Source organism: Pseudomonas sp. R32 (genome assembly GCF_009866705.1).
GTDB lineage: Bacteria > Pseudomonadota > Gammaproteobacteria > Pseudomonadales > Pseudomonadaceae > Aquipseudomonas > Aquipseudomonas donghuensis.
Genome location: NZ_CP019396.1, coordinates 4,979,752 through 5,006,048, shown reverse-complemented (window position 1 = coordinate 5,006,048; position 26,297 = coordinate 4,979,752). Strand labels below are relative to the sequence as shown.

Below are 26,297 nucleotides of genomic sequence, written 5' to 3'. Positions count from 1 at the left end.
GCGCTTGAGCACCCTTCTCGAACCCGGGCAGATCGAAGCGGCGGCCAGTACGCCGCCGTTTCTGCACTTGCCGCCAAACAATCTGTTCACTCTGCGCGCACAGCGGCTGGAACAACTGGCTGCGGGCAACCCGCTGGCGGACTACCTGCGGCTGCTGGCCGGCCTGTGCCAGGTGCAGCAAAGCCTGCTGGATCAACCGCCTGTCGCGGCCCCCAGTGACATTGAACGCCAGCGCTTGTGTGTGGAGCACGGTTTGCCACCGCTGGCGGCCGACAGCCTGGTGCGCGAAGGCCGTTGGCTGGCCTATCTGCAAGCGTTGTTGCAGCGCTATCCGGCTTCGCATGGCGCTGTGGCGGATGCGGTGGCAGTACTGCAGCGTGCTGCCGACGAACAGCGCAAGCTGTGGGCCATCGCCTTGCTCACAGGCCAGTACAGCCTGGTACCGGCGGCGTTGGTGCCGTTTCTCGGCGCTGCGTTGCAGGCAGCCTGGAGCCATTGGTTGCTGAGCCTGCAGGGTGTCGAGTTGAAGGCGGCGGACAGCCTGTGCCAATGCCCGGCCTGTGGTTCACCGGCGATGGCCGGGGTGATCCGCCACCGCGGCAAATACAACGGCCTGCGTTACCTGGTGTGTTCGCTGTGTGCCTGCGAATGGCATGTGGTGCGGGTCAAGTGCGTGTACTGCGAGCAGAGCAAGGACCTGAAGTATTTCAGCTTCGAGGACGACCGCCATGCCAGCGCCAAGGCACCGCTGCAGGCCGAGTGCTGTCCGGGCTGCAACGCCTACCTCAAGCACATCTACCTGGAAAACGACGCCGATGCCGAAGCGCTGTCGGCCGACCTGGCCAGCCTGGCGCTGGATATGCGCCTGGATCAGGAAGGATTTCAACGCCTGGCGCCGAACTTGTTGCTGGCGCCGGGAGGGGAGTGAGATAGGGTCTACACTGAGGTTTTGCCCATGCCACCCGAACCCTGTGGGAGCTGGCTTGCCAGCGATGCAGGCGCTGCGGTCCATCGCCAGGACGGTAGTGACGCCATCGCTGGTGAGCCAGCTCCCACTAGGTCAACGCTGAAGTTGAGAACCGTCTGAATGTCGTCCAACCTCGCCAAGCTCCCGACCCGCCTACCCTCCATCGACACCCTGTTGCGCCACCCCGCCAGCCTTGCGCTGGTCGACCGCTACGGCCGCGATGCGGTCCTGGCCAGCCTGCGCCAACTGCTCGACGACCTGCGCGACGATGTCAGGCTCGGTCAACTGGATGCCGCCGAGCTGGCCGCCCCCGTGCTGCTGGGCCGGGCTGCTGAGCGCCTTGCTGCCCAGCACCGCAGCCAGGTCCGCCGGGTGTTCAACCTCACCGGCACGGTGTTGCACACCAACCTGGGGCGGGCCTTGCTGCCCGAGGAGGCCATCGACGCCGTGCAACTGGCTGCCCGCTACCCGCTCAACCTTGAATTCGACCTGGCCAGTGGCAAGCGCGGCGACCGTGATGACCTGATCGAAGGCCTGATCCGCGAACTCACCGGTGCCGAGGCCGTCACCGTGGTCAACAACAATGCCGCTGCCGTCCTGCTGGCGCTCAACAGCCTGGGGGCGCGCAAGGAAGGGATCATCTCCCGCGGCGAACTGATCGAGATTGGCGGCGCTTTTCGTATTCCCGACATCATGGCCCGCGCCGGGGTCAAGCTGCATGAGGTGGGGACTACCAACCGCACGCACGCCCGCGATTACGAAGCGGCGATCGGCCCCCGCAGCGGCCTGTTGATGCGCGTGCACTGCAGCAATTACAGCATCCAGGGCTTCACCACCCAGGTACCGACGGCAGAGCTGGCGCAGTTGGCCCATCGCCACGCTTTGCCGTTGCTGGAGGACCTGGGCAGCGGCAGTTTGCTCGACCTCACCCGCTGGGGCCTGCCGGCCGAACCCACTGTGCGCCAGGCTCTGGCCGATGGCGCCGATATCGTCACCTTCAGCGGCGACAAACTGCTGGGCGGGCCCCAGGCGGGGATCATCGTCGGGCGCAAGGACTTGATTGCGCGGATCAAGAAGAACCCGCTCAAACGCGCCTTGCGAGTCGACAAGCTGACCCTTGCGGCCCTCGAAGCTGTGCTGGGCCTGTACCGCAACCCGGACCAATTGGCCGCACGCTTGCCGAGCCTGCGCCTGCTGACCCGGCCACAGGCCGAAATCCTCCAGCAGGCTGAACGCTTGGCGCCGGCATTGGCAAAAACGCTGGGCGAACAGTGGGCGGTCAGCGCAGAACCTGCGTTGGGCATGATCGGCAGTGGCAGCCAACCGGTGGCGCGCTTGCCGAGCGCGGCCTTGTGTGTACGCCCGCAGGTGTCCAAGCGCCTGCGTGGGCGCGCCTTGCATGGATTGGAAGCCGCGTTGCGGGCCCTGCCGCTTCCGGTGCTCGGGCGCATCGATGACGATGCCCTGTGGCTGGACCTGCGCCAACTGGATGACGAAGCCGGCTGGCTGGCGCAGTTGCCACAGTTGCAGTTGCCGCAGGTGCAGGTGTGATCGTCGGTACCGCCGGGCATATCGATCACGGCAAGACCGCCCTGCTCGAAGCCTTGACCGGCCAGGCCGGCGACCAGCGTCGGGAAGAGCGTGAGCGTGGCATGACCATCGACCTCGGTTATCGCTATGCCGCCTTGACCCCTGGCGCACCGCTAACCGGTTTCATTGACGTGCCTGGCCACGAGCGCTTTATCCACAACATGCTCGCTGGCGCCCAGGGTATCGACCTGGTGCTGCTGGTAGTGGCCGCCGATGACGGCGTGATGCCGCAGACTCGCGAGCATCTGGCGATTGTCGAACTGCTGGGCATTGCGCGTGCTCTGGTGGTGATCAGCAAGTGCGATCGGGTCGAGCCGCAGCGCGTGCAGGAGGTACAGACCCAGGTCAGCGTGTTGCTGGCCGCCGGGCCTTATGCGGGCGCGGCGCCGTTCATGGTTTCCAGCGTGACCGGCGAAGGTATCGAACCGCTGCGCCGGGCCTTGCTGGCGGCCCAGAGTGAAGTCAGCCAGCGCAGCCGCGAGGGCGGGTTTCGCCTGGCCATCGACCGCGCCTTTGCGGTGGCCGGAGCGGGCATCGTGGTCACCGGTACCGCCCTGGATGGGCGCGTGCAACTGGGCGACACCTTGCTGTTGGGCAAAGCCGGCAAGCCGGTGCGGGTGCGCGGCCTGCATGCGCAGAACCAGCCGGCCACCGAAGCTCATGCCGGGCAGCGGGTCGCCTTGAACATCAGCGCCGAGCGCCTGCAGCTTGAGCATGTTCACCGCGGCGACTGGCTGCTCGCCGAGTGGCTGCATGCGCCGACCCAGCGCCTGGATATCGAGCTGCAGCTGCTGGCCAGCGAACTGCGCGCCTTCGAGCATTTCAGCCCGGTGCATGTGCACCTGGGCACCCAGGATGTCACGGCCCGGGTGGCCTTGTTGCAAGGCGAGCAGTTGCTGCCGGGCGCGCGCATGTTCGCTCAGTTGCTCACTAACGCGCCGCTGCAAGCGGTGCACGGTGATCGTTTGGTGCTGCGGGATCAGCGTGCGCAGCGCACCCTTGGCGGTGGTCGCGTGCTCGATCCCTTTGCGCCTGCTCGCCAGCGCCGCAGCGAGGCACGCCTGGCCCAGCTGCAGGCATTGGCGAGTGCCGACAGCCTGGAGCAGGCCTTGCCAGCGCTGCTCGCCTGTGATGATGGCGGGCTTGATCCACAGCGCCTGGAGCGTCAGTTCAACCGCCTGCGCAGCAGTTGGCAGTTGCCCGCCAATGCCCAGGTGATCGCCACCCGGCAAGGCCCGCTGCTGTTCACCCGTGAGCATTGGCAGGCGCTGCAAAACTCAGTGTTGGAGGGGCTGGCGCTCTTCCACACGCAGGAACCGGATCAGCTTGGCCCTGATCGTGACCGCTTGCGCCGCTTTGTTGCCCTGGCGCTGGAGCGTCCGGCATTCATCAGCCTGGTGGATGAGTTGCTCGCCGCCAACAGGATGAGTAGCAGCGGGCCGTGGCTGCATTTGCCGGAACATCGAATACGTCTTAGCGATGCGGATGCATTGCTGTGGAGCCAGTTGCAGCCGTTGCTGGTGGACGGCGCCTTCGATCCCCCCTGGGTACGCGACCTGGCCAAGGCGTTATCCGTCGATGAAGCCGAGGTGCGGGTGCTGCTGCGCAAGCTCGGCCGATTGGGGCAGGTGCATCAGGTGGTGCGCGATCTGTTCTATCCTGAGGCCACAATCCGGCAAATGGCGGCTATGCTCTTGCAGCTGGCCAGCGATGACCCGGTGGTGCAGGTCGCAGCGTTTCGCGATGTCTTGGGGATCGGCCGCAAACGCAGCGTGCAGATACTCGAGTACTTCGACCGCATCGGCCTGACCCGGCGTGTTGGTGATCGGCGGCAGATCCGCGCCGACAATGCCCTGGCGCAATCGCCCGGGCAGTAATCCGTACAAGGAAGGCAATCGCGCCCGGTGGCGCGGCCGGGCTTCAAACCCGGTTGGGGACGGCAGCCGTTCCCGGGCAGGTTCGACTCCCGCTGCCTTCCGCCATTTTCTACTGCGCGCGTTCGCCGCACAGGTCCAGGGCGAACCAGTGCTCCGCCGCCTGCACATCCAGCCCGGCACCGAGCAAGGCGAACATCTTGCCCAGCGCAGCTTCGCGGGTCATGCCGCCGGCACTGACCAGGCCGGTATCGCGCAAGCGGCTGCCGGCCGCATAGGTATCGAAGTGCACCGCGCCTTCCGGGCACTGGCTGATCGCTGCAATCAATACTCCAGCTTGGCGAGCGTCGTGTAACGCATCGAGCAGGTCCTGATCGTCCGACGGCCCGGTGCCGCTGCCATAGCATTCCAGCAGCAGGCCCTGGACGCCGCTGGCCAGCAGGCTGCGCAGATGACCGACCTGCAGCCCCGGGAACACCGGCAACACCATCAGGTTTACCGGTTGGCGCACCTGACGGTAGTCCAGGCAGGCCGGGATCGACTCGGCACGTTGCCCATTGCGCTCACGCGCCAGCGCGGCGAAGGCATCGAACGCTTCGCTGCGCAGCTTCGAGGTCCGCGCGCCATGCAGCAGCTGGCCGTGGAAATACAGCTGCACGCCGTCCTCGATACCGGTCGCCATCAACCGCAGGGCGCCGCAGAGGTTGTCCCAGGCATCGCTGTCGGGGGCGCCGGCCGGCAACATCGAGCCGGTCAACAGCACCGGTGCCGGCAGGCCGAGCAACAAGAACGACAGCGCCGCTGCGGTGTAGGCCAGGGTGTCGGTGCCGTGCAGCAACAGGATGCCGTCATGCCCATCGCGCTCGACCGCGTCGACAATCGCCTCACGCATCGCCAGCCAGTTGCCTTGTTGCATGTTGGCGCTGTCGATCAACGGCCGTAGTTCGCGTAGGCGCCAGTTCAGCATTGGTGCGTCGGCCAGTTGCTGCAAGTGCTCTCGCATGCGCGCGTCGAAGCCACCGGCTGGCGCCAGGCCTTGCGGGGTTTGCAGCATGCCGATGGTGCCGCCGGTGTACAGGACTAGAAGGTTCTTGACTGCACGCATGAGAAATTTCCGGGCAGGTGAGAGAAAAGCGGGGGAGGGAGAAGCCGCCCACGAACGGGGCGGCTTTTTCTGCAGTATGGATCAGCGCTGGGTCTGAGCCTGACCGACAGCCACTTCAGCCTCGGCTTCAGCAACCGGCTTGACCGGCCAGGCTTGCGGGTCCAGGTCGAGGTCGGAAAACTTCGACGCATCGAACACCGGCTGGGCGATACCGGCGCGGCGCTGTTCGTCGTAGTCGCGCATCACGCGCAGGCCGACCTTGAACAGCAGGGCCAGGGCCACCAGGTTGACGAACGCCAGGCAGGTCATGGTGATGTCGGCAAAGGCGAACACGGTCGACAGGTTTTGCACCGAGCCCCAGAGGATCAGCAGCAGTACCAGGCCGCGGTAGGCCAGCAGCACCAGGCGATTGCGGGTGAAGAACTGCAGGCTGGTTTCACCCAGGTAGTAGTTGTAGAGGATGCAGGTGAAGACGAACAACGACAGGGCCACGCTGACGAAGATCCGCCCCCAGTCACCGACCACTGCGGCCAGGGAGTTCTGGGTCAGGGCGATGCCGTCACCTTCGAAGCCTGGGGTGTAGAAGCCCGAGAGCAGGATCAGCAGCGCGGTGCAGGTGCAGATCACGAAGGTATCGAGGAACACCGAGAAGGCCTGAACTACGCCCTGGGCCGCCGGGTGGCGTACCGCCGCGACGGCGGCGACGTTGGGCGCACTGCCAAGGCCGGCTTCGTTGGCGAACACGCCACGCTTCACACCCATGACAATGGCGCTGCCGAGCAGGCCGGCAAACGCCGGATCAAGGCCGAACGCGCTCTTGATGATGGTCTCGAGCATGGCCGGTACGTGTTCGATCTGGGTGAAGATCACGTACAGGGTGACGCCGATGTAAGCCAGGGTCTTGACCGGTACCAGCAGATCGGACACCGAGGCAATACGCTTGATGCCACCGATGAACACCAGGCCGAGCAGGGCGGCCAGGGCGATACCGGTGTACTGCGGCTCGAAGCCGAAAGCGTTCTGCAGCGAGTGGGTCACGGTGTAGGACTGCAGGCCGTTGAAGGTGAAGCCATAGGTCACCAGCAGCAGGATTGCGAACACCACCGCCATCCAGCGCAGCTTCAGGCCGTGCTGGATGTAGTAGGCCGGGCCGCCACGGTACAGGCCATCACCGTCGCTACGCTTGTAAACCTGGGCCAGGGTGCACTCAAAAAAGCTGCTGGACATGCCCACCAGTGCGGTGACCCACATCCAGAACACCGCACCCGGGCCGCCCAGGGTAACCGCAATGCCGACACCAGCGATGTTGCCGGCACCGACACGGCCTGCCAGGCTCAGCATCAGCGCCTGGAACGAGCTCAGTTGGCCTGCCTGGCCGCGAAGGGATTCCTTGAAGACGCTGAACATGTGGCCGAAATGGCGGAACTGGACGAAACGGGAGCGCAGGGTGAAATAGCTGCCGAGTCCGACGATAAGCACGATGAGGAGTTTCCCCGAGAGGAAATCGTTGAGCGCTTCGAGCATGTAATACCTCGATTCTTATTCTTCGCATGAAAGACGACAGGCCGGCGTCGATGCGCCGTATCCATGGGGGCGCATGGTTGGTCATGACAAGGTTGGTTACAATTTCGCGGGTTGCTCTCAGTTGATGCGACTTGATGCTAAACTGGCGCCTGTCGCATCACCTGGAACGGCTCATATGAGCGAATATCTCGGCACCAATCTCAAGCTTGCCTGCAGCCACTACCGCTCTATCTCGGAAGTTTGCCGGCAGCTGTCGATCAACCGCGCGCAGTTCAACAAGTACCTGAGCGGGCAGAGCCAGCCGACGGCATACAACCTCAAGCGCATCGGCGATTTTTTCGGTGTCGAGGATTACGAGCTGGGTTTGCCACCGGAACAGTTCGCCCGCCTGATCGGTGCCCGCAGCGCCATCAACCTTGTGCAAAGCCAGGATGACCCACTGGTCGAACTGCTGCGGCCGTTGCGCGAACATGCCGGCAACCTGTCGCGCTACTGCGGTTACTACTTCGAATACTCCAACTGCATGTCGGTACCGGGCTCGATCCTGCTGTCGCTGGTGCACCTGCGTGAGGAGCGCGGCAGCTTTTTGTTCGAGCGCCAGGAACGTCAGGAGCGCTCCAGCAGCACCGATGTGCAGGCCGAAGACTGGGTGCGTTGCCGCTACCTGGGTGCGGCGTTCCAGCTGCAGGACCGCCTGTTTTTGCTCGACTACGAATCGCTGACCGTCAACGAGATGAGCCAGACCATCCTGATCCCCAGCTTCAAGAGCCGCATCACCCGCCTCAACGGCCTCAAGACCGGGGTTTCCAGCGGTGACCGACGCACCCCGGCCTGCACCCGGGTGGTGTGGGAGTACCTGGGCCCCGAGATCAACCGCATCAGCGCTTACCGCCAGGTCAAGCTGTACCGCCCGGACGACCCGCGGATCGACGACGATGTACGCGAGCGCCTGAGCGCCGGGCCGATCCGCAACGGCCTGTTCGAGATCGAGTAACCGCGCTCAGCCGAGAATGAATTCCGCCACCACCTGCGCCACCTGATCGGCCACGGCCGGCTTGTCACGCAGGTGCGCGGCGATGCCGTGATCGCAGTCGGTCAGCAGCAGGCACTCAAGGTGCGGCGCCGGCACTGCGCGCAGCAGGGCCTGGGTGACTTCTTCGGGGATCGGGCTGTAACGCTGGGCGCCGGCCAGCCACAAGGTGCCGGCCGAGGTGCCTTCGCCTTGCCCGTAAGCCCTGGAGTTGAGCCCGTCGAACTCGCCGATCACCAGCAGCACCCGGCCTTGGAACTTGCGCAGGAATTCGTAGCTGTCGCAGTCGAGAAACCCGTAGGGCTGGCGGATCGCCTCGGTGAAGGCCGGGCCGAAGGGCGCCTGGTGGGCGGCATCCGGGTAAACCGCCGGGCAGATCAGCACCAGCTTGTCGATGGCCGGTGTTTGCGCGGCCAGTTTCAGCGCGATGGCGCCGCCGAGGCTGTGGCCGAGCAGGGTCTGGCAATGCTCGGCGATATGCCGGTGAAAGCGCTGCGCCTCCTCCAGGTTGGTGGTCAGCGACGGCTGTGGCGCGCCGGGCTCGGCCGCCAGGCTGTGGCCTGAGAGGTTGCCGGTCAGCGAGCCGATACCCTGCTGTTGCAAGCGATACAGCAGCGGGTTGAGGCGGGTGAAATCAGAGCGCGCGCCACCGATCACGAACAGTGGCGCGGCGCGCTCCTGATCGGGTATCAGCAGCCGCGCCTGTTGCTGGAAGCCGTCGAAGGTTTCGCTGATGAAGCGCTCGGCAGCCGGCGCGGGTTCATCGTATTGCCAGGTGGAGCGTTGCGTCGAAATCGTTTCAAGGTGCATGGACACCGCCTAGAGGAACTGATGATGCAGCCATTCGCCAAGTGGGTTGCCGGTGCTGAGCAACAGCTTGAGAGCCATGATGCAGCATACGCAGACCAGCAGCGGCTTGATCAGTTTAGGACCGAAATGCACCGCGCAGCGAGCCCCCAGTTGCGCGCCGACGAAGGCCGCGCAGGCCATCGCCAGGGCCAGGGGCCAGACGATGGCCCCGCTGAGCGAAAACACCGACAGCGCGCCGAGGTTGCAGGCGGCATTGAGCAGCTTGCTGTTGCATACCGCACGTAGCATCGGCTGGCCAAGCAGGATCACGCAGGCAACCATGAAAAACGAACCCACCCCCGGGCCGAACACCCCGTCGTAGAAGCCGATCACAGGCGCCACCGCCAGGCAGAACAGGCTGATCGAAATCCTCGCCTTGCGCTGCTGCTCGTCCGGCTTGGGGCTGAAGGCAAAGTAGGCGGCCACCAGGATCAGCAACACCGGTACGCAGGCCTGTAGGAAGCTCTTGGGCACCAGGCTGACCGACAACGCCCCCAGGGCGCCGCCGGCAAACGACATGGCGGCCATCGGCAGGCCGCGCTTCCAGTCGATCATGCCCTTGCGGGCGAAGGCAACCGTGGCCGAGACCGTGGCCGATGCGGCCTGGAACTTGTTGGTGGCGATCGCCGCCAGCGGGTCGATGCCGGCAACGAACAGCACCGGCAGGGTGATCAGGCCGCCACCGCCGGCGATGGCGTCGAAAAAGCCGGCCATCAGCGCCACCGACGCCAGGGTCAGCAACAGGGGGATATCAATTTCCATCATCTGGGTGGTTTCCTTGTTCAGCCACGCACCAGCAGCGGGTCGTCATTGAGCACTACCGGGCTCGCGAAGCGCGAGTACCCGAACAGGCGCACCAGCAGGCGCCGGTTGTCCTGGAGAATGTCGCGCCCGTGCAGGGCGCGGTTGTTGTTGACCAGCAATGCGGTGTCGGGCTGGAGCACGAACGGCAAGGGCTGGGCGTCCCTGACCAGGGCCTGGAAGGCGTCGAATGCGCGGGCGGCAGCGTCGCTGGCGTGATCGTTGAGCGAGAAACGATACGAGTTGTAGCGCAGGCTGAAACCGCCATTGGGATCGAATTGCAGCATGGTAGTGGCCTTGCCGGCATCGCCTTGGCCGGCCACGAAGCAGTCGCTGCGGGTGAAGTCGAAGGACGCCGAAGTCAGCGCCAGTGCATGCAGGCTGCCCAATTGTTCGAGGATGCCGCGCAGCGGGATGATCCGGGTCGGTTCGTTGGCCGGGTTCCAGCGGGCGGAGAGGATCAGTGCCGAGGGGGCGGGCGAGCGGCCTTCACGGGCGACAACCGAGCAGTTGTAGGGGGCTTCGGTGTGCGGCCCCAGGCGCAGTCCGGCGTGAGAGCTGAGTTCGATCCGGGTGTTGTGCTCCTCGCCGGGCCGGGGCACGCTGCCGCCACCTTTGAAGTTACCGACCAGGCGCACAATCTGGCCCTCGTTATCGATATCGAAGGCAAAAGCACGGTAGCTCGCCAGCGCCAGCAGCAACTGGTTACGCGAGGCCAGGTACAGGCAGCGTTCGCTCTGGGCCAGGGTGGCCAGTTGCGGCAGGTGTTCGGGCACAGGGTCGCTCCCCGGGCAGGTCATCTGCGAACACATCAGGGCTGACAGCTGGCCATCGGCAAAGCGTTGCAGAACAGCTTTCTGGCTGGCATCGAGGATAGGCTGCAGGCGCTGCGCCCACTGGCGGGCCTGGCTGGCGACGCCGGGTGCCTGAGGGCCGCCGAGGTCTGCGAGATACTGGCTGGCAGCAGCCAGCGTGCGGGCCTGGTCCTGATCGAATTTCAGGTACGCGACTTCCGAATCCTGCATGGGAAACATTCCTTTGTTATTGGTTTTATCTGGCAATCCGTGCCGGCCGGGTGTCAGGCTGAGCGTCTGGCCTCCGGCGAACGAATAAGCTAACTATCCTCCTGGTTAATCCATTCAGGGCAGTCAGCTAATTCCGGGCGCAGTATAGGCAGTTTCCGGATTTGTGTAAGTGCAGAATATTCTTCAGCCTTGACGCAATGCCGCGCGAGCTGCGCACCCCTGTGTTGGACTTCCCCTGCCGGAAACCGCAAAATGAAGGCTTTCTTCCAATAATCTGATCGGACCTGCTGACTCTATGCGAATGCGCCTGATGCTGTTGGGTGGTGGAAGTGCCCTCGGGCAAGCGCTGATTCGACTCGGGGCCGAGGAAGATATCGGCTTTCTGGCGCCACGCCCGCCGGACAGCGGCTGGGATCCGGCCAGCCTGACCCAGCTGCTCGACGATACCCGCCCCGATGCGCTGATCAACCTGGCCTACTATTTCGACTGGTTCCAGGCCGAAGCGGTCAGCGAGCAGCGCCTGGCCCAGCAGGAGCGCGCCGTCGAGCGCCTGTCCGAACTGTGTCAGCACCACAACATCATTCTTGTCCAGCCGTCCAGCTACCGGGTCTTCGATGGCTCGCGGGCCACCGCCTACAGCGAGAAGGACGAACCGGTGCCGTTGGGCCTGCGTGGCCAGGCCCTGTGGCGCATCGAGCAGAGCGTGCGCGCCACCTGCCCGCAACATGTGCTGTTGCGCTTTGGCTGGGTCCTTGATGAGAGCATTGATGGTGTGCTCGGGCGCTTTCTGACCCGCGCCGAGCAACCGCAGGAGTTGTTGCTGGCCGATGACCGGCGTGGCAACCCGACACCGGTGGATGACGCCGCGCGGGTCATCCTTTCAGTGCTCAAGCAGCTCGATTGCGCCGCACCTTTGTGGGGTACCTATCACTACGCCGGCAACGAGGCGACCACGCCGCTGGCGCTGGGACAGGCTATCCTCACTGAAGCTGCCCAGTTGCATAAGCTGGCGGTCCAGGCACCGACTGCGCAGGCCCACGCCGCGCGCCCGGACGCCAGTGAAGAACCGCAGCATGCCGTGCTGGCCTGCAAGAAAATTCTCCATACCTTTGGCATCAAGCCTCGCGCCTGGCGCGCCGGTTTGCCGCCCTTACTGGATCGTTTCTATCGTCATGGCTGATGCCCCTATTCTGATCACCGGCGGTGCCGGCTTCATTGGTTCCCACCTCAGCGATGCGCTGCTGGAAAAAGGCTATGCGGTGCGCATCCTCGACGACCTGTCGTCCGGCAAGCGCAGCAACCTGCAGATGGACAACCCGCGTCTGCAACTGGTCGAAGGCGATGTCGCCGATGCCGAACTGGTCAAACGCGCTGCGGCCGGTTGCCAGGCTGTCGTGCACCTGGCCGCTGTCGCCTCGGTGCAAGCCTCGGTGGATGACCCGGTGAAAACCCACCAGAGCAACTTCATCGGCACCCTCAATGTTTGCGAGGCCATGCGCCTGAACGGCATCAAGCGCGTGCTGTTTGCCTCCAGCGCCGCGGTCTACGGCAACAACGGCGAGGGTCAGTCAATCGATGAAGACACCGTCAAGGCGCCGTTGACGCCTTATGCCGTGGACAAGCTGGCCAGTGAGCAGTACCTGGACTTCTACCGTCGCCAGCATGGTCTGGAACCGGTGGTGTTCCGTTTCTTCAATATCTTCGGCCCACGCCAGGATCCGTCCTCGCCATATTCCGGGGTCATCAGCATTTTCTGCGAGCGTGCCTTGAACGGTACGCCGATAACCTTGTTTGGCGATGGCGAGCAGACCCGCGACTTTCTTTATGTCGGTGATCTGGTCTCGGTAATGGTCCAGGCACTGGAGATGGCAGCAGTCGCAGAGGGGGCGGTGAACATTGGCCTGAATCAGGCAACTTCATTGAACCAGTTGCTGGCGGCGCTGAAGTCGGTGGTCGGTGATCTGCCAGCGATCAGCTACGGGCCGGCGCGTTCGGGTGACATTCGCCATTCGCGGGCGAACAATCAGCGCTTGCTGACGCGCTTTGACGTTCCCGAGCCGACGCCATTGGTGGTCGGGCTGGCGCGTCTGCTAGGACGCTGAAAAGCATCGCGGGGCAAGCCCGCTCCTACCTGTCTTTGTAGGAGCGGGCTTGCCCCGCGATGTGCGTTTAGACGACGCTTAGAACTTGTAACCCACGCCAACCATGTAGACCCATGGATCGACATCCACGTCGACCTTGGTCTTGCCGACGCCCAGGGCGCTTGGGCCGTCGATGGTGGCCTTGGTGTCGATGTCGATGTACCAGACCGCGGCGTTGATCAGGAAGTTGTCGTTGATCATGTAGTCCATGCCCAACTGACCCGCCAGGCCGACCGAATCTTTCAACTTCATGTTGCTGAAGCCTTGAGCCTTGCGGTTGCTGCTCAGGTCTTCGTCAAAGAACATGGTGTAGTTCAGACCGATACCGGCATAAGGCTGGAACTTCGACGAAGCTTCCATCGGGTAGTACTGCAGCGACAGGGTCGGTGGCAGTTGCTTGATGTCGCCCAGCTTGCCGTCCAGGCCAGCGCCCAGGCCCTTGACGCCAACGGTGTGCTGGAACGGGGTGGCGGCCAGCAGCTCGAGGCCGATATGGTCGGTCAGCATGTAGGCGAAGGCCAGGCCCAGCTGGGTGTCGCTGTCCAGGGTTGCCTTGGTGCCGGACATCTTGGTGCCGTCTAGCTTGATGTCGCCGCTGTTTTCGTTGGGAGCGGTGGTGATCGCGCCGGCACGCAGGATGAAGTCGCCAGCCTGGTGGGCGTGGGCAACAGGGGCTGCAAGCGCCAGAGCAACGAGCGAGGCGCCAAGCAAGGACTTGTTCATGGAAGCTCCCAAAGGACGTTTAGAATTTAATGAGTCCAATGGTAAGGAGCTGACGGACGGCGATTTTTGATTCAGCTCAATGAAATCGCTAAAGCCCTGCAAGCGGCCATTTATTCTAGCTCGTATGCGTAAATTTTCTCGGCTTCCATCTGATACCCGGCATCGGCCAGCTCACTGCTGGTGGCCTTGACCTGCATCTGGCCTTCGATCCAGTAAGGCTGGTAGAGGTCTTCGACCTTCACCCCGATCTCGCTGAAGATGTGAACGATCTGGTTCGATGGCGGTGGCGGCACATGGATGCAGGCGCCGTAGTAGGGCACCAGCAGGAACTCGGTGGTGCGGCCTGCCTCGCTGACTTCCAGCGGCACGATATAGCCCGGCAGTTTTACCTGTTGGCCATCCAGGGCCTTGACCACCGGGGCATTCGGTGCGGTTTGCCGCGCTGCTGGCGCCGCTTCCGCGGCCAGGGCATCGCTCAACTGCGAGAGGTCGTGCAGCGGCGCCAACTGCGGCTGGATCACCGGCGCCCCGGCCGGGATCAGTTGCTGCCATTCCAGGGTACGGGGTTCGGCCGCCCATGAAGGGGCGGCGATCAACAGCAGTGACAGCAGCAGGGCGCGGGTCATCGAAGTGCTCACAGGTGAATGGACAGGCCGTCGGCCAGTGACTGACGATAGGCGCGCCAGGCCGGCACGCTGCCCATCAGCAGGGCGGCGCCAAGAATGATGCCGAGCAGGGCCCACTCGTGGGCGCTGGGCCAGGCCAGGGGCAGCAACAGGCCGTAGTTGGCTTGCACGTAGCCCTGAGCCAGGGCGATGCCGGCGTACAGCAAGCCCAGCCCGGCGACGATACCCGCCAGCGCCAGGGCCAGCGCTTCGAGCACCAGCAGCCCGGCAATGTGCCAGGGGCGGGCGCCCACCGAGCGCAGGATGGCCATTTCCCGGCGCCGCTCATTGAGGCTGGTGAGGATCGCCGTGAGCATGCCGATCAGGCCAGTCAGCACCACAAACAGCGAGACCACGAACAGCGCCTGCTCGGCAGTCCCCATCAGGCTCCAGAGCTCTTGCAGGGCTACGCCCGGGAGGATCGCCAGCAGCGGTTCGCCGCGGTAGTCGTTGATTTCCCGTTGCAGGCTGAAGGTGGCCACCTTGTTGTTCAGGCCCAGCATGAAGGCGGTGATGGCTGCGGGCTTGAGATCCATGTTGCGTGCCTGCTCGGCGCTGATACGCCCGGCACCACGGGCCGGCATGCCGTTGTGCCAGTCGATGTGGATGGCTTGCATGCCGCCCAGGCTGATGTGCAGGGTACGGTCGACCGGGGTGCCGGTGCGTTGCAGCACGCCGACCACGGTGAAGGGCTTGTCGTCGTGCTTGACCAGGCTGATGGCCGCCACACCATGGGCCAGCACCAGCTTGTCGCCAAGTTTGTAGTGCAGGGCGTCGGCCACTTCAGCACCCAGCACCACCTCGAACGGATCACTGGCAAAGGCTCGGCCTTCGGCCAGTTGCAGGTTCTGCTTGCGGCCGTACTGGTAGTGCTCGAAGTAGCGCGCGTCGGTCCCCATTACCCGGTAGCCGCGGTGCGAATCGCCCAGGGAGATGGGGATGGCCCACTTCACCCGTTTGTCGCTGGCGTAGTGCTCGAAGCTTTCCCAGCGGATGTTGTTGGTGGCGTTGCCGATGCGAAACACCGAGTACAGCAGCAGGTTCACCGAACCTGAACGGGCGCCGACGATCAGGTCGGTGCCGCTGATGGTGCTGGCAAAACTGGCGCGGGCTTCGGTGCGCACCCGCTCGACCGCCAGCAGCAGGCAGACTGACAGGGCGATGGCGAAGGCGGTCAAAAACGCGGTGAAGCGGCGGTTGGCCAGGCTGGCCAGGGCAAGGCGGAGCAGGTACATCAGGCCTCCAGGTCGTTGCCCGGCTGCGCCGCGCGGTTGAGTTCGGCAAGGGACAACTGACGGTCGAACAATGGCGCCAGGCTCTGGTCGTGGCTGACGAACAACAGGCTGGAGCCGGCCGCACGGCACTCGGCGAACAGCAGGCGGATGAAGGCTTCACGGGTGTCGGCATCGAGGGCCGACGTCGGCTCGTCAGCGATCACCAGTTCCGGCTGGCCGATCAATGCCCGGGCGGCGGCGACACGCTGCTGCTGGCCGATCGACAGGCTGTCGGCACGGCGCGCGAGCAGCGCCGGGTCCTTCAAGCCCAGATGCGCGAGCAGGCTGGCGGCGGCCTGGTCGATGCTGCCGTGGCGCTCGGCGGCGCGTTGCGCGCGGCTGCGCGAGAAGCGACAGGGCAGTTCAACGTTCTCCCGTACCGAGAGGAACGGCAGCAGGTTGAACTGCTGGAAAATGTAGCCGGTGTGATCGACCCGGAAGCGGTCGCGGGCGGCCAGCTTCAATTCGCTCAAGTCCTGGCCGAGCAGGCGGATGCTGCCGCGATCGGGCTTTTGCACGCCACTGAGCAGGCCGAGCAGGGTAGTCTTGCCGCTGCCACTGGGGCCTTTGAGAAACAGCGATTCGCCAGCGTCCAGGCGCAGGGCGGGAATATCCAGCAAGGGGGCTTGGCCCGGCCAGGCAAAGCCCAGGTCGGTCAGTTCAATCAGTGCCTGGCTCATAAATGAACGCCCGGGTTACCCCGGGCGTTTCGCTGCAAAAGGGCTATCAGAAGTTGATCGTGGCCTTGGCCGGGGTCGCTTCGACACCTTGCTGGCCGTTCGGTCCGATCAGTTGTAGCGCAATTTTCCGGGTGGCAGGGAAGGCGTTGAACAACGGGCTCAGGTCGAGGCTCTTGAGCTCGCCAGGATTGTCGCAGGCCAGCCGGTAATGGGCATGGACTTCACTGTGGTCATGGCCTTCGTGCTCGTCGCCATCGTCATCGGCTGCCGGTTTGTCGCCAAACAGCGGGCTTTCCAGCGCTTGATCACTTTCGCTGCAGTTGGCCGCCTTGGCCAGGCCGAACAGGGCCAATGGTTTTTCCAATTGTGTGCGCACACTCGCGACCTTGGCCTTGTCGGCGACGCTGGTGGCCGGGTGCTCAAAGCCCACCAGATTCATCGCCGGGCTGTCCAGCTCCAGCTCCAGGGTCTTGTCGTCCAGTACCACATTCAGGCGGGCGACGCCGTGCTCATGGGCGGCGAGGCTGCCATGGGCGTGGTCATGATCATGGTCGTGATCGTCGTGGGCATGAGCGACGGCCAGGGGCAACAAGGCAAACGGCAAGGCAAGCAACAGACGACGCATGGATGGACTCCGCGGAGGCACTGGATGGGTTTGGTAATGTTATAACAACTTGTTCGGCGCGCGCCAGTGTGCTTGGCGATGAGGCGTTGGCGTGGGAGCATGGGCCCATTGATTGCGTACAAGGACAACCCCATGCGAATTCGCGGACACATCGGCGACTGGCCGGTAGACCTGACCCTGGAGCTGGACCCGGCGGAATGGGCGCAACTGGGCGGTCAGTTGGCTGCTGTGGCGCCAGCGCCAGCGCTGGCTACCGCTCCCGTGGCAGCGGCGCGGCCGGATGATGCGCTATGGCAGGCGGCGCGCGAGGTGCTGCGCAAGGCCGGGCAGCTCAACGGGCCGGAGTTGCTTGAACATCTGGAAGGGTTGGCGGGCAATACTGCGGCGGGCAAGCGGCTGCTGGTGCGCCTGCGCCACAGTGCCGAGGTGAAGGTGGAAAGCGGGGCGGACGCGCCGGTTTATCACTGGCTGGGGTGACAAGGGTATCGCGGGGCAAGCCCGCTCCTACAAAATCAGTAGGAGCGGGCTTGCCCCGTGATCAATTCAATACAAGGCAGCAAACAACTTGCGGCGGTAGGTGCCGACCAGCGGATGGTCATTACCCAGCAGGTCGAACACCTGCAGCAAGGTCTTGTGCGGCAGCCCGCTGTCATAGCCACGGTTGCGCTTGAACAGCTTGAGCAAGCCTTCCAGCGCCGCCTCGTACTGCTGGCGCGACAACTGCTGGATGCACAACTGGTACGCGGCTTCATCATCTTCGCCATTCTGCGCCAGGCGCGCTTTCAGGTCGGCGACTTCCGGCAGGTTGGCGGCCAGGCCCAGGAAGGTCAGCTGCGCCTTGGCGCCGGCGAGGGCGGCCTTGTGCTCATCGCTCTTGACCGAGTCGAGCACGATCTGCGCCTCACCCAGCTCGCCCCGTTCAGCCAGGCAGCGGGCGTAGAGGATCAGCGCGCCGGCATTGCTGTTGTCTTCAGTGAGCAGTGCCTTGAGGGTGCTCTCGGCTTCGCTGAAGCGCCCTTCGGCAAACAGTGCCTGGGCCTGTTCCAGCGGGTCGGCGGCAGCGGGTGGCGGCAGTTTTACGTGGGGTTCGAGCAGGGCGCGAATCGCCGACTCCGGTTGGGCGCCGGCAAAGCCGTCCACCGGCTGGCCATCCTTGAACAGCACCACGGTCGGCAGGCTGCGGATACCGAAGCGGGCGACGATGTCCTGCTCGATATCGCAGTTGACCTTGGCCAGCAGCAGTTCGCCCTGATAGCTCTCGGTGATCTGCGCCAGCAGCGGCATCAGCGCCTTGCACGGTGCGCACCACTCGGCCCAGAAGTCGACCAGCACCGGTTTGTGGAAAGAGTTCTGGAGCACCGACTGATCGAAATCGGCGGCAGTGGCGTCGAAAATGTACGGGGTAGCAGGGTTCATCGCGACTCTCGAAAATCCGTGAATGGCATCACTATAAAGGCTGGCGGCTGGCGTGGTACAGGCTGACCCGGCGGAATTCGTGGGGCTCGGCCAGGTCCGGCAGGGTCAGGGCATCGAGCACACCCAGCGACTGGTACAGCGGATGGCTGAAGTCCCGTACCCGTGAGTCGGCCACCAGGGCCTGCTGGCCACGGTTGAGGAATTCATCCAGCAGCGGCAGGTTGGCGCGGTCGTAGAGCACGTCGGCGACCAGGATCAGGTCAAAACGGTCGGCTTCCTGGAAGAAGTCGCTGGAATAGCTCAGTTCCACTTCGTTGAGCGCGGCATTGGCCCGGCAGGCCTGCAGCGCCAGTGGGTCGAGATCGCAGGCGACCACTTCACGCGCGCCGGCCTTGGCTGCGGCAATGCCGACAATGCCGGAGCCTGCGCCAAAGTCCAGTACCCGCTTACCCTCGACCCAGTGCCGATGCTGGTCCAGATAGCGCGCCATGGCCAGGCCGCTGGCCCAGCAGAAGCTCCAGTACGGCGGCTCGTGGAGGATGCGCCGGGTTTCTTCGGCGCTGAAGGCGCGGTCCATGTTCTGGGCATCGATCAACCACAACTTGAGCGCGCACTCGGGCAGTTCACTGACCACCAGTTGCGCGTCACCCAGCAGTTCACTCAAGGCCTGTTGCAGCGGCGCCGGTGCCATCATGGCGCCTTTTCGAAGCGCAACGGGCCGGTGGCCTGGGTTTGGGCCTGGGCGATACGCAGCGGCGGCAGGTGCAGAATCAGTTGCCCGGATTTGCTCGCGCGGCCACGCAGTTCGACCCGCGCACCGGCCGGGAAGGCCTCGGGGTTGAAGCGCAGGCGAAACGGCAGGTCCAGGCCATTGCCGCTGAGCGTGCTGCTGGCCAGCAGGCCTTGCGGGCGCCCCCGTTCATCGATCACCAGCAGGGCCAGTTCGACTTCGGCGCCCACCGGAATATTGAGCAAGGTCCCGCTCAGCTCGCGCTGATAGGCCGGCAAAGGCCCGAGCTCTTTGGCCGGTTTGCTTGCTACAGGGGCTTTGGGCGCCGCTGCAGGCTGGGGTTTATCGCTGCTGCACGCGGCCAGCACGGCGGCAAAACTGAGCACGACAAGCGCTCTTAATGGCATGGGGAATTCCTTCGCGGCATATTTCCTCACTGGATGGTAACCCCTTTGGCTTGTCTTGCCAGTGGGATGCGCTACCATGGCCCTCCCTTTTTTTGTTGCCTGCCACCATGCACTGTCCCTTCTGCGGTGCCAACGACACCAAGGTCATCGACTCGCGACTGGTTGCCGAGGGCGAGCAAGTGCGCCGTCGGCGCGAATGCGTTGCCTGCGGTGAGCGCTTCACCACCTTCGAAACCGCCGAACTGGTTCTGCCCCGGCTGATCAAGCAGGACGGCAGCCGCCAGCCCTTCGACGAGGAAAAACTGCGCGCGGGTATGCAGCGCGCCCTGGAAAAACGCCCGGTCAGTGTCGAGCGCCTGGAAGCGGCGCTGGCGCATATCAAGCACAAGTTGCGGGCCACCGGCGAGCGCGAGATCAAGTCGCTGGTCGTCGGCGAACTGGTCATGGCCGAGCTGCAGAAGCTCGATGAGGTCGCCTATATCCGCTTCGCCTCCGTGTACCGGCGTTTCCAGGACCTCAACGAGTTCCGTGAAGAAATCGACCGCCTGGCCCGCGTGCCGGCTAAAGAGTGAGCATGTCCAGCGAACGCGCGGTACTTGATGCGCACTACATGGTCCGGGCCATCGAGTTGGCCCGCAAGGGCCTGTACTCCACCCACCCGAACCCGCGCGTCGGTTGTGTGATCGTCCGTGACGGCCAGGTCGTCGGCGAAGGCTGGCACGTGCGTGCCGGCGAACCCCATGCCGAAGTACACGCGTTGCGCCAGGCCGGCGAGCTGGCCCGTGGCGCTTGTGCGTACGTCACCCTTGAGCCATGCAGCCACCACGGGCGCACGCCGCCCTGTGCCGAGGCGCTGGTCAAGGCCGGCGTGGCGCGGGTGGTGGCGGCCATGCAGGATCCTAATCCGCAGGTTGCCGGCCAAGGCCTCAAGCGCCTGGCTGATGCGGGTATCGAGGTTGCCAGCGGTGTGCTCGAAGCCGAGGCCCGCACCTTGAACCCGGGCTTTCTCAAGCGCATGGAGCACGGCCTGCCGTTCGTGCGGGCCAAGCTTGCGATGAGCCTGGACGGGCGCACGGCCATGGCCAGTGGCGAGAGCCAGTGGATTACCGGCCCGGCGGCGCGCTCGGCGGTGCAGCGCTTGCGTGCGCGCTCAAGCGTGGTGCTGACCAGCGCCGAAAGCGTACTGGCCGACAACGCGCGGATGACCGTGCGCGGTGACGAGCTCGGGCTGGACCCGCAAACCACCGCGCTGGCCCTGGCCCGTGCGCCGCTACGGGTGTTGATCGACGGCCGTTTGCGTGTGCCGCTCGATGCGCCATTTTTTCAAGCCGGGCCGGCCCTGGTGGTAACCGCCGCCGAAGCCGACTCGCGTTATGCCCAGGCCGGCCATGAGCTGCTGCGCCTGCCCGGCAGCGAGGGTCGCGTCGACTTGCCGGCATTGATGCTCGAGCTGGCAGCCCGTGGGGTCAATGAAGTGCTGGTCGAGGCCGGTGCCGGCCTGGTCGGTGCCTTTGCCCGCCAAGGCCTGATCGACGAGTACCAGATTTTTGTCGCCGGGCGCATTCTCGGCTCCAGTGCCCGGCCGTTACTCGACTGGCCACTGGAAACCATGAGCCAGGCGCCCTATTTGCAGATCACCGAAATGCGCGCGGTAGGCGATGACTGGCGAGTCACGGCCGTGCCGAAGCCCGCGCCCGGCGTATAATTTGCGGCTAGCGCCCCGCGCAGCCCTGTTCTCGAGGAGGACTCCATGTTCACCGGCATCATCGAATCGATTGGCAGCATCCGTTCCCTGACCCCCAAGGGTGGTGACGTGCGGGTGTATGTCGAAACCGGCAAGCTCGACCTGGGCGACGTCAAGCTGGGCGACAGCATCGCCGTCAACGGCGTGTGCCTGACCGCGGTCGAGCTGCCTGGCGATGGCTTCTGGGCCGACGTCAGCCGCGAAACCCTCGACTGCACCGCCTTCAACGAGCTCAAAAGCGGCAGCCGGGTCAACCTGGAAAAGGCCCTGACGCCGACCACCCGCCTGGGCGGTCACCTGGTCAGCGGCCATGTCGACGGCGTTGGCGAAGTGGTGTCGCGCAGCGATAACGCCCGCGCCATCCAGTTCCGCATTCGTGCCCCCAAAGAGCTGGCCAAGTACATTGCCCACAAGGGCTCGATCACCGTCGACGGTACCAGCCTGACAGTGAACGTCGTCGATGGCGCCGAGTTCGAGCTGACCATCGTCCCGCACACCCTGGCCGAAACCATCATGGCCGACTACCGTCCAGGTCGTCGGGTGAACCTTGAGGTCGACCTGCTGGCACGTTACCTGGAGCGTCTGCTGCTGGGTGACAAGGCCGCCGAGCCGAGCAAAGGCAGCGGTATCACCGAAAGTTTCCTGGCCGCCAACGGCTACCTGAAATCCTGATTTGAAAGGGGGTGCCCAGTGGCGCTCAACAGTATCGAAGAACTGGTCGAAGACATCCGCCAGGGCAAAATGGTCATCCTCATGGATGACGAAGACCGCGAGAATGAAGGCGACCTGATCATGGCCGCCGAGTGCTGCAAGGCCGAGCACATCAACTTCATGGCCAAGCACGCCCGCGGCCTGATCTGCATGCCAATGTCGCGCGAGCGCTGCGAAACGCTCAAGCTGCCGCTGATGGCGCCGCGCAATGGCTCGGGCTTCGGCACCAAGTTCACCGTGTCGATCGAGGCCGCCACCGGGGTTACCACCGGCATTTCCGCTGCCGACCGCGCACGCACCGTACAGGCGGCCGCCGCCCGTGATGCCAAGGCCGAAGACATCGTCAGCCCTGGCCACATCTTCCCGTTGATGGCCCAGCCGGGCGGTACCCTGGCCCGTGCCGGCCACACCGAAGCTGCCTGCGACCTGGCGCGCATGGCCGGTTTCGAGCCGAGCGGGGTGATCTGCGAGGTGATGAACGACGACGGCACCATGTCCCGTCGCGCCGAACTGGAAACCTTCGCCGCCGAACACAACATCAAGATCGGCACCATCGCCGACCTGATCCACTACCGGATGATCCACGAACGTACCGTTCAGCGGGTTTCCGAGCAGCCGCTGGACAGCGAACTGGGGCATTTCAACCTGGTCACCTACCGTGATTCGGTCGAGGGCGACGTGCACATGGCGCTGACCCTGGGCAACATCTGCGCCGAAGAGCCGACCCTGGTACGGGTGCACAACATGGACCCGCTGCGCGACCTGCTGATGGTCAAGCAACCGGGTCGCTGGAGCCTGCGCGCGGCCATGAGCGCCGTTGCAGACGCTGGCAGCGGTGTGGTGCTGCTGCTCGGTCACCCGCTCGATGGCGACGTGCTGCTGGCTCACATTCGTGAGAGCGCCGATGCTGCATCGCAGGCGAAAACCCCGACCACCTACAGCACCGTTGGTGCCGGTTCGCAGATCCTGCGTGACCTCGGCGTGCGCAAAATGCGCCTGATGAGTTCGCCAATGAAGTTCAATGCGATATCCGGATTCGATCTGGAAGTTGTAGAATACGTGCCCTCCGAATAAAGCAGGCGGTTTGTCGCGCTGCCATTCGTGTCCCAAACCCCCACAGGCCGCCCGTTTGCGGCCTGGCTCTTTAAGATGAGAACTCCGGAATGACCCTGAAGACCATCGAAGGTACCTTCATCGCCCCCAAAGGTCGCTATGCTTTGGTGGTTGGCCGCTTCAACAGCTTCGTCGTCGAAAGCCTGGTGAGCGGTGCCGTTGACGCCCTGGTTCGCCACGGTGTGAACGAAAGCGACATCACCATCATCCGTGCCCCGGGTGCCTTCGAAATCCCGCTGGTGGCACAGAAAGTCGCCCAGCAAAGCGAATATGCCGCGATCATCGCCCTTGGCGCAGTGATCCGTGGCGGTACCCCGCACTTTGAGTATGTCGCGGGCGAATGCACCAAGGGCCTGGCCCAGGTGTCCATGGAGTTCGGCGTGCCGGTCTCCTTCGGTGTCCTGACCGTCGACTCGATCGAACAGGCCATTGAGCGTTCCGGCACCAAGGCCGGCAACAAGGGCGCCGAAGCTGCCCTGTCCGCTCTGGAAATGGTCAGCCTGCTGGCGCAGTTGGAGGCCAAGTGATTAGCGACGAAAGCGATCGTTTCAACCCGCGCGATCCAAAACCTGCGGATGCTGGCAAGCCATCGAAAAGCGCCAAGCGTCGCGAAGCCCGTCAGCTCGCGACTCAGGCCCTGTACCAATGGCACATGGCCAAGCAGTCGCTGAACGAGATCGAAGCGCAGTTCCGGGTCGATAACGATTTCACCGATGTCGACGGCGCCTACTTCCGCGAAATCCTTCACGGGGTTCCTGCGAAAAAAGTCGAAATCGACGAAGCACTGAAGCCGTGCCTGGACCTGGCCCTTGAAGAGCTCGATCCGGTTGAACTGGCGGTGCTGCGCCTGTCCACCTGGGAGTTCATGATGCGCGTCGATGTCCCGTACCGCGTTGTGATCAACGAAGGTGTGGAGCTGGCCAAAGTGTTTGGCGCCACCGACGGCCACAAGTTCGTCAACGGCGTGCTCGACAAGCTGGCACCACGCCTGCGTGAAGCCGAAGTCAAGGCGTTCAAGCGCTGATTGCGGCGCTCTGTGCCAATGGGTGAGTTCGAGCTGATCCGTCATTACTTCGCCGCCGCGTCCTGTGCGCAAGGCGGTGAAGGCGTGGCGCTGGGCATTGGCGATGATTGCGCCTTGCTCCGCGTGCCGCCGGGCGAACAGCTGGCGATCTCCACCGACACGCTGGTGGCCGGGGTGCATTTCCCGGCTGTCTGCGACCCTTTTCTGCTCGGTCAGCGTTCGCTGGCCGTCGCGGCCAGTGACCTGGCGGCCATGGGCGCCACGCCCATCGGTTTTACCCTTGCCCTGACCCTGCCGGAGGTTCGCGCCGACTGGCTGCAAGCCTATGCCCGCGGTTTGAACCAAATGGCTGAAAACTGCCAGCTGAGCCTGATTGGCGGCGACACCACCCGTGGCCCGCTAAGCCTGACCATGACCGTGTTTGGCCGCGTGCCGGCCGGCCAAGCCTTGACCCGCAGCGGTGCGCGGGCAGGTGATCTGCTTTGCGTCGGCGGCGATCTGGGCAATGCCGCAGGCGCCTTGACGCTGGTGCTGGGTGAGCGCTTGGCCGATGCTGCCCAGGCCGAGCCCTTGCTTGGCCATTACTGGTCACCGCAACCGCAACTGGCGTTGGGCCAGGCGTTGCTCGGCAAGGCTACGGCGGCACTGGATATTTCCGACGGCCTGCTCGCCGATTGCGGGCATATCGCCAAGGCATCGCACCTGGCATTGCAGGTCGAGCTGGAGCGGCTGCCGTTGTCGGCTGCCCTGCAGGCTTTGCTCGGCCGCGAAGGCGCGCAACAGGCGGCACTGGCCGGGGGCGATGATTACGTCCTGGCCTTCACCCTGCCCGAAGCCGAACTGGCGCCCCTGCTGGCGGCCGGCTGGCCCATCCATGTGGTCGGGCGCGCCAGTGCCGGCAGCGGCGTGCGCCTGCTCGATGATTGCGGCCAAGACATCACCCCGCAGATCCGGGGCTATCAACATTTTAAGGAGACACCGTGACCGATCACCCCAAACAGGTGCCTGCGGAGTTCGTTCCGCCGTCGGTCTGGCGCAACCCCTGGCACTTCCTGGCCTTCGGCTTCGGTTCCGGGACCTTGCCCAAGGCGCCGGGAACCTGGGGCTCGCTGGTGGCTGTGCCTTTTATCCCGTTGTGGCAGATGCTGCCCGACTGGGGCTACTGGCTGATGCTCGGCCTGACCATGCTGTTCGGCGTCTGGTTGTGTGGCAAGGTCGCCGATGACCTGAAAGTGCACGACCATGAAGGGATCGTCTGGGACGAAATGGTCGGCATGTGGATTACCCTGTGGTTGGTGCCAGAAGGTTGGCTCTGGCTGCTGGCGGGTTTCTTGATGTTCCGTTTCTTCGACATCCTCAAGCCCTGGCCGATTCGCTGGGTTGACCGTCATGTCCATGGCGGGGTCGGGATCATGCTCGACGATGTGTTGGCAGGCGTATTTGCCTGGCTGGGCATGCAGGTCCTGGTATGGAGTTTCACCTGAGGGAGCGGGGCGATGACGGGATGGCGGCTGTTGCTGTTGCTGCTGGTTGTGACAGCGGGTGTGGTCAAGGCGGCAGACGCACCCTTGGCGATGCCTGGCCAGGTCCGTCTGGTCAGTGAGGAGTGGCTCGACTACACCAACGCCGATGGCAGTGGCCTGGCCTGGGACGTGCTGCGCAAGGTGTTCGAACCCGCCGGGGTCAAGGTCCGCACCCAAGGTGCGCCGTACAGCCGCGCGGTAGGCCTGGTCAAACGCGGTGAAGCGGATGCCTGGGTCGGCTCCTATCACGAAGAAAACGCCGACAACCTCTACCCGCGCTGGCATTTCGATATGGATCATATCTATGCCCTGGGCCTGGCAAGCCGTCCGGTCCCCAGCCAGCAGAACCTCGGCCAATACCGTCTGGCCTGGGTGCGCGGCTATGACTACAAGACCTACCTGCCCAATGTCGGCCATTTCCGCGAGATCCAGCGCCGGGAAGGGATCCTGCCGATGCTTGAGCATGATCGTGTCGACTTCTATATCGATGCCCTGACCGAAGTCGACAATGTACTCGGTCAGGCTGCCAAGCCTGAATTGTTCCGCCGCAGCCACCTGGCCGAGCTGCCGCTGTACCTGGCCTTTGGCCGTACCGCCGAGGGCACGGCATTGCGTGCCTTGTTCGATCAGCGTATGGACAAACTGGTGGCCAGTGGTGAATTACGAGCGATTTTCGCGCACTGGCAACAGCCATATCCATTCGACGGGGCGGGCAAGCGCCACTAGGCGTTATCGAACTTCTCGATCTGTTTGCCC

Annotated in this window: 29 protein-coding genes and 1 tRNA gene; 17 read left to right on the top strand and 13 right to left on the bottom strand. The window is 64.3% G+C overall.

All coding sequences use genetic code 11. The annotated features are described in order from the left end of the window. The first annotated feature begins 4 nt into the window (after positions 1–4). The 4 genes from fdhE (at position 5) to PspR32_RS23115 (ending at position 4,539) form a co-directional block, all read left to right on the top strand. Positions 5–928, top strand: a complete 924-nt coding sequence (gene fdhE, locus PspR32_RS23130) for a formate dehydrogenase accessory protein FdhE (protein ID WP_010222817.1) — start codon at positions 5–7, stop codon at positions 926–928. A 159-nt stretch (positions 929–1,087) separates the two neighbouring features. Beyond that, complete coding sequence (gene selA / locus PspR32_RS23125) at positions 1,088–2,518, top strand: L-seryl-tRNA(Sec) selenium transferase (RefSeq protein ID WP_159389227.1); 1,431 nt, start codon at positions 1,088–1,090, stop codon at positions 2,516–2,518. Beyond that, a complete protein-coding gene (gene selB / locus PspR32_RS23120; protein ID WP_159389226.1) occupies positions 2,515–4,434 on the top strand; it encodes a selenocysteine-specific translation elongation factor in 1,920 nt (639 codons plus the stop codon). Before selA ends, selB begins: the two co-directional genes overlap by 4 nt. 9 nt (positions 4,435–4,443) lie before the next feature. Continuing rightward, positions 4,444–4,539, top strand: a tRNA-Sec gene (locus PspR32_RS23115). Positions 4,540–4,543: 4 nt separating this feature from the next. Here the strand turns inward: PspR32_RS23115 and PspR32_RS23110 are convergent. Continuing rightward, complete coding sequence (locus PspR32_RS23110) at positions 4,544–5,536, bottom strand: asparaginase (protein WP_036997019.1); 993 nt, start codon at positions 5,534–5,536, stop codon at positions 4,544–4,546. Between the two features lie 81 nt (positions 5,537–5,617). Next, positions 5,618–7,060: an alanine/glycine:cation symporter family protein gene (locus PspR32_RS23105; RefSeq protein WP_036997017.1), complete on the bottom strand. Its 1,443-nt coding sequence runs from the start codon at positions 7,058–7,060 to the stop codon at positions 5,618–5,620. 175 nt (positions 7,061–7,235) lie between these two features. Here PspR32_RS23105 and PspR32_RS23100 point away from each other — a divergent pair, with 175 nt between their 5' ends. Then, the gene (locus PspR32_RS23100; RefSeq protein WP_010222823.1) at positions 7,236–8,054 is read left to right on the top strand and encodes a helix-turn-helix domain-containing protein; all 819 of its coding nucleotides are present in this window, start codon (positions 7,236–7,238) and stop codon (positions 8,052–8,054) included. Positions 8,055–8,060: 6 nt separating this feature from the next. Here the strand turns inward: PspR32_RS23100 and PspR32_RS23095 are convergent, their stop codons facing one another. The 3 genes from PspR32_RS23095 to PspR32_RS23085 are packed head-to-tail and all read right to left on the bottom strand — an operon-like array spanning position 8,061 to position 10,765. Further along, entirely contained in the window at positions 8,061–8,900 is an 840-nt protein-coding gene (locus tag PspR32_RS23095) for an alpha/beta hydrolase (protein ID WP_010222824.1), read from the bottom strand. 9 nt (positions 8,901–8,909) lie between these two features. After that, positions 8,910–9,704 carry a TSUP family transporter gene (locus tag PspR32_RS23090; protein WP_159389225.1) on the bottom strand — a complete coding sequence of 265 codons (795 nt, stop codon included), beginning with the start codon at positions 9,702–9,704 and terminating at the stop codon, positions 8,910–8,912. Positions 9,705–9,721: 17 nt separating this feature from the next. Then, on the bottom strand, positions 9,722–10,765 hold the full coding sequence (locus tag PspR32_RS23085) for a TauD/TfdA family dioxygenase (protein ID WP_036997012.1): 1,044 nt from the start codon (positions 10,763–10,765) through the stop codon (positions 9,722–9,724). A 295-nt stretch (positions 10,766–11,060) separates the two neighbouring features. Between PspR32_RS23085 and PspR32_RS23080 the strand changes: the two genes are divergently transcribed. After that, positions 11,061–11,945 (top strand): sugar nucleotide-binding protein, encoded by an 885-nt coding sequence (locus tag PspR32_RS23080; protein WP_036997010.1) that lies wholly within the window; start codon positions 11,061–11,063, stop codon positions 11,943–11,945. Then, positions 11,938–12,867, top strand: a complete 930-nt coding sequence (locus PspR32_RS23075; RefSeq protein ID WP_010222828.1) for an NAD-dependent epimerase/dehydratase family protein — start codon at positions 11,938–11,940, stop codon at positions 12,865–12,867. The genes PspR32_RS23080 and PspR32_RS23075 overlap by 8 nt, the downstream gene beginning before the upstream one ends. 78 nt (positions 12,868–12,945) lie before the next feature. Here the strand turns inward: PspR32_RS23075 and PspR32_RS23070 are convergent, their stop codons facing one another. The 5 genes from PspR32_RS23070 to PspR32_RS23050 all read right to left on the bottom strand — a co-directional run bounded on the left by PspR32_RS23070 (position 12,946) and on the right by PspR32_RS23050 (position 16,873). Continuing rightward, positions 12,946–13,629 (bottom strand): OmpW/AlkL family protein, encoded by a 684-nt coding sequence (locus PspR32_RS23070; RefSeq protein ID WP_010222829.1) that lies wholly within the window; start codon positions 13,627–13,629, stop codon positions 12,946–12,948. A 110-nt stretch (positions 13,630–13,739) separates the two neighbouring features. Beyond that, positions 13,740–14,255 carry a DUF3299 domain-containing protein gene (locus PspR32_RS23065; protein ID WP_036997008.1) on the bottom strand — a complete coding sequence of 172 codons (516 nt, stop codon included), beginning with the start codon at positions 14,253–14,255 and terminating at the stop codon, positions 13,740–13,742. Between the two features lie 8 nt (positions 14,256–14,263). Beyond that, complete coding sequence (locus PspR32_RS23060; RefSeq protein WP_159389224.1) at positions 14,264–15,529, bottom strand: ABC transporter permease; 1,266 nt, start codon at positions 15,527–15,529, stop codon at positions 14,264–14,266. Then, positions 15,529–16,248, bottom strand: coding sequence for an ABC transporter ATP-binding protein (locus PspR32_RS23055; protein ID WP_159389223.1), 720 nt, complete (start codon positions 16,246–16,248; stop codon positions 15,529–15,531). Before PspR32_RS23055 ends, PspR32_RS23060 begins: the two co-directional genes overlap by 1 nt. Before the next feature lie 46 nt (positions 16,249–16,294). Further along, positions 16,295–16,873, bottom strand: coding sequence for a DUF2796 domain-containing protein (locus PspR32_RS23050; RefSeq protein WP_159389222.1), 579 nt, complete (start codon positions 16,871–16,873; stop codon positions 16,295–16,297). Between the two features lie 132 nt (positions 16,874–17,005). Between PspR32_RS23050 and PspR32_RS23045 the strand changes: the two genes are divergently transcribed. Next, positions 17,006–17,350: a hypothetical protein gene (locus PspR32_RS23045; RefSeq protein WP_010222834.1), complete on the top strand. Its 345-nt coding sequence runs from the start codon at positions 17,006–17,008 to the stop codon at positions 17,348–17,350. Positions 17,351–17,416: 66 nt separating this feature from the next. Here PspR32_RS23045 and trxA read toward each other — a convergent pair whose 3' ends face one another. Genes trxA through PspR32_RS23030 form a run of 3 tightly spaced genes read right to left on the bottom strand, consistent with a single transcriptional unit; the run spans position 17,417 to position 19,426 of the window. Further along, positions 17,417–18,289: a thioredoxin gene (gene trxA / locus PspR32_RS23040; RefSeq protein ID WP_036997004.1), complete on the bottom strand. Its 873-nt coding sequence runs from the start codon at positions 18,287–18,289 to the stop codon at positions 17,417–17,419. Positions 18,290–18,320: 31 nt separating this feature from the next. Then, positions 18,321–18,980 (bottom strand): class I SAM-dependent methyltransferase, encoded by a 660-nt coding sequence (locus PspR32_RS23035; protein ID WP_159389221.1) that lies wholly within the window; start codon positions 18,978–18,980, stop codon positions 18,321–18,323. Further along, positions 18,980–19,426, bottom strand: coding sequence for a hypothetical protein (locus PspR32_RS23030; RefSeq protein ID WP_026001297.1), 447 nt, complete (start codon positions 19,424–19,426; stop codon positions 18,980–18,982). The genes PspR32_RS23035 and PspR32_RS23030 overlap by 1 nt, the downstream gene beginning before the upstream one ends. Before the next feature lie 107 nt (positions 19,427–19,533). Between PspR32_RS23030 and nrdR the strand changes: the two genes are divergently transcribed. The 9 genes from nrdR (at position 19,534) to PspR32_RS22985 (ending at position 26,267) form a co-directional block, all read left to right on the top strand. Then, positions 19,534–19,998 carry a transcriptional regulator NrdR gene (nrdR, locus tag PspR32_RS23025; protein WP_010222838.1) on the top strand — a complete coding sequence of 155 codons (465 nt, stop codon included), beginning with the start codon at positions 19,534–19,536 and terminating at the stop codon, positions 19,996–19,998. A gap of 2 nt (positions 19,999–20,000) precedes the next feature. Then, positions 20,001–21,131 (top strand): bifunctional diaminohydroxyphosphoribosylaminopyrimidine deaminase/5-amino-6-(5-phosphoribosylamino)uracil reductase RibD, encoded by a 1,131-nt coding sequence (gene ribD / locus PspR32_RS23020; RefSeq protein WP_159389220.1) that lies wholly within the window; start codon positions 20,001–20,003, stop codon positions 21,129–21,131. Positions 21,132–21,176: 45 nt separating this feature from the next. After that, positions 21,177–21,842 carry a riboflavin synthase gene (locus tag PspR32_RS23015; RefSeq protein WP_010222840.1) on the top strand — a complete coding sequence of 222 codons (666 nt, stop codon included), beginning with the start codon at positions 21,177–21,179 and terminating at the stop codon, positions 21,840–21,842. A gap of 18 nt (positions 21,843–21,860) precedes the next feature. Continuing rightward, entirely contained in the window at positions 21,861–22,955 is a 1,095-nt protein-coding gene (ribBA, locus tag PspR32_RS23010) for a bifunctional 3,4-dihydroxy-2-butanone-4-phosphate synthase/GTP cyclohydrolase II (protein WP_010222841.1), read from the top strand. Between the two features lie 89 nt (positions 22,956–23,044). Then, the gene (gene ribH / locus PspR32_RS23005) at positions 23,045–23,521 is read left to right on the top strand and encodes a 6,7-dimethyl-8-ribityllumazine synthase (RefSeq protein ID WP_010222842.1); all 477 of its coding nucleotides are present in this window, start codon (positions 23,045–23,047) and stop codon (positions 23,519–23,521) included. Further along, entirely contained in the window at positions 23,518–24,018 is a 501-nt protein-coding gene (gene nusB / locus PspR32_RS23000) for a transcription antitermination factor NusB (RefSeq protein ID WP_010222843.1), read from the top strand. The genes ribH and nusB overlap by 4 nt, the downstream gene beginning before the upstream one ends. A gap of 18 nt (positions 24,019–24,036) precedes the next feature. Continuing rightward, positions 24,037–25,002, top strand: coding sequence for a thiamine-phosphate kinase (thiL, locus tag PspR32_RS22995; protein WP_159389219.1), 966 nt, complete (start codon positions 24,037–24,039; stop codon positions 25,000–25,002). Further along, positions 24,999–25,502, top strand: a complete 504-nt coding sequence (locus tag PspR32_RS22990; RefSeq protein ID WP_010222846.1) for a phosphatidylglycerophosphatase A family protein — start codon at positions 24,999–25,001, stop codon at positions 25,500–25,502. Before thiL ends, PspR32_RS22990 begins: the two co-directional genes overlap by 4 nt. A gap of 12 nt (positions 25,503–25,514) precedes the next feature. Beyond that, positions 25,515–26,267, top strand: a complete 753-nt coding sequence (locus tag PspR32_RS22985) for a substrate-binding periplasmic protein (RefSeq protein WP_100782789.1) — start codon at positions 25,515–25,517, stop codon at positions 26,265–26,267. Positions 26,268–26,297 lie beyond the last annotated feature (30 nt).